The 2,500-nt window shown below is 57.2% G+C and carries 1 tRNA gene and 2 rRNA genes (1 of these 3 cut by a window edge); all 3 read right to left on the reverse strand.

The window, feature by feature from the left end:
• Nucleotides 1-167: 167 nt before the first annotated feature.
• Nucleotides 168-244: transfer RNA gene (locus ACFP9U_RS23075), tRNA-Met, on the reverse strand.
• A 90-nt stretch (nt 245-334) separates the two neighbouring features.
• A 5S ribosomal RNA gene (gene rrf, locus ACFP9U_RS23080) occupies nt 335-449 on the reverse strand.
• 200 nt (nt 450-649) lie between these two features.
• Nucleotides 650-2,500, reverse strand: a 23S ribosomal RNA gene (locus ACFP9U_RS23085) (it continues 1,057 nt past the right edge of the window).

The following is a 2,500-nucleotide window of genomic DNA, read 5'->3' on the forward strand; positions in this document are numbered from 1 at the left end:
CTCCACACCAAGGGTGGGGTCCGACCCGCCCGAGTAGCCGCAAATCCTTCGCCATAGAACGCTACGACTTCCTCGGAAGTGATTCCGATATGATTCCGGAGAGAGTTTCACGAGAGCGAATGCGAGAATCAAAAAGCCGCCAACCCATTGGATTGGCGGCGTTTATTTGGTTGCGGGGGTAGGATTTGAACCTACGACCTTCAGGTTATGAGCCTGACGAGCTACCGGGCTGCTCCACCCCGCGTCATTTTGGTTTTGCCACGCGTTTTGGATTGCGTGTGTTTTTGCGTCTTTTCTGGCGATTTGAAGAGAAGTTTGTTGATGCGTTTGGCAGACCTGGCGGCGACCTACTCTCCCGCGTCTTGAGACGAAGTACCATCGGCGCTGGGGCGTTTCACGGCCGTGTTCGGAATGGGAACGGGTGCAGCCACCCCGCCATGACCACCAGGTCGGCCAAGCGCATCAATCGAGAAGCTGGGTTTTGAGCCCGCCCTACGAAGCGAAGCTTCGCAAGGCCGACTGGCCGTCGCGCATTCTTGCGCGCCCTCCCGAACCCGTCGAGGGGCGGAGGATAGCGGCGTAAGCCGCGCTCATCCGTGCGGACGAATGCGCCCTCACGCCGGAGGCGCGATGGGCACGAGCAATGAGAATGATCAAGCCGATCGAGCGATTAGTACCGGTAAGCTTCATGCGTTGCCGCACTTCCACACCCGGCCTATCGACGTGGTGGTCTACCACGGCTCTGATAGGGAACACTCGTTTTCAGGTGGGTTTCCCGCTTAGATGCCTTCAGCGGTTATCCCGTCCGCACATAGCTACCCTGCAATGCGGCTGGCGCCACAACAGGTCCACCAGAGGTGCGTCCATCCCGGTCCTCTCGTACTAGGGACAGATCCTGTCAATATTCCAACACCCACGGCAGATAGGGACCGAACTGTCTCACGACGTTCTGAACCCAACTCACGTACCGCTTTAAATGGCGAACAGCCATACCCTTGGGACCTGCTCCAGCCCCAGGATGCGATGAGTCGACATCGAGGTGCCAAACAACCCCGTCGATATGGACTCTTGGGGGTCATCAGCCTGTTATCCCCGGCGTACCTTTTATCCGTTGAGCGATGGCCCTTCCACGCGGGACCACCGGATCACTATGACCGACTTTCGTCTCTGCTCGACTTGTCTGTCTCGCAGTCAGGCAGGCTTATGCCATTGCACTCAGCGAACGATTTCCGACCGTTCTGAGCCCACCATCGCGCGCCTCCGTTACTCTTTGGGAGGCGACCGCCCCAGTCAAACTACCCACCATACACTGTCCCGGACCCGGATGACGGGCCGCGGTTAGACATCCATGTTCGCAAGGGTGGTATTTCAAGGGTGGCTCCACCAAGGCTGGCGCCCTGGCTTCAAAGCCTACCACCTATCCTACACATGCGAACACGAATGCCAGTGTAAAGCTATAGTAAAGGTGCACGGGGTCTTTCCGTCTAACCGCAGGTACCCCGCATCTTCACGGGGAATTCAATTTCACTGAGTCTCTGCTGGAGACAGCGGGGAGGTCGTTACGCCATTCGTGCAGGTCGGAACTTACCCGACAAGGAATTTCGCTACCTTAGGACCGTTATAGTTACGGCCGCCGTTTACCGGGGCTTCGATTCAGGGCTTGCACCCCTCCTCTTAACCTTCCGGCACCGGGCAGGCGTCAGACCCTATACGTCGTCTTGCGACTTCGCAGAGCCCTGTGTTTTTGATAAACAGTCGCCACCCCCTGGTCTGTGCCACCCCCCCGAGGTTGCCCTCGAGAAGGTCACGCTTATCCCGAAGTTACGCGTGCAAATTGCCGAGTTCCTTCAGCAGAGTTCTCTCAAGCGCCTTGGTATGCTCTACCAGTCCACCTGTGTCGGTTTCGGGTACGGTCTATATGGAGGAGCTATTTCCCGGGACCGCATGGCTGCCCTCCCAATCCGATAAGGAAGGACAACGTCCGCAATCCGTCACTACCTCCAGGCCCACGAATGTTAACGTGGTTCCCATCGACTACGCCTTTCGGCCTCGCCTTAGGGGCCGGCTAACCCTGCTCAGATTAACTTTAAGCAGGAACCCTTGGACTTTCGGCGAGGGGGTCTCTCACCCCCTTTATCGTTACTCATGTCAGCATTCGCACTTCCGATATCTCCAGAAGCCCTCACGGGTCTTCCTTCACGGACCTACGGAACGCTCCGCTACCGCTCAGCAAGCTGAGCCCAGAGCTTCGGTGCATGGCTTTAGCCCCGATACATTTTCGGCGCAAAGACCCTTGATTAGACCAGTGAGCTGTTACGCTTTCTTTAAATGATGGCTGCTTCTAAGCCAACATCCTGGTTGTTTTGGGGTCCTCACATCCTTTCCCACTTAGCCATGACTTGGGGACCTTAGCTGCTGGTCAGGGTTGTTTCCCTCTCCACGACGGACGTTAGCACCCGCCGTGTGTCTGCCGACCAGTACTCCTCGGTATTCGGAGTTT

Source organism: Nitratireductor sp. GCM10026969, assembly GCF_042660605.1.
Lineage (GTDB): Bacteria > Pseudomonadota > Alphaproteobacteria > Rhizobiales > Rhizobiaceae > Chelativorans.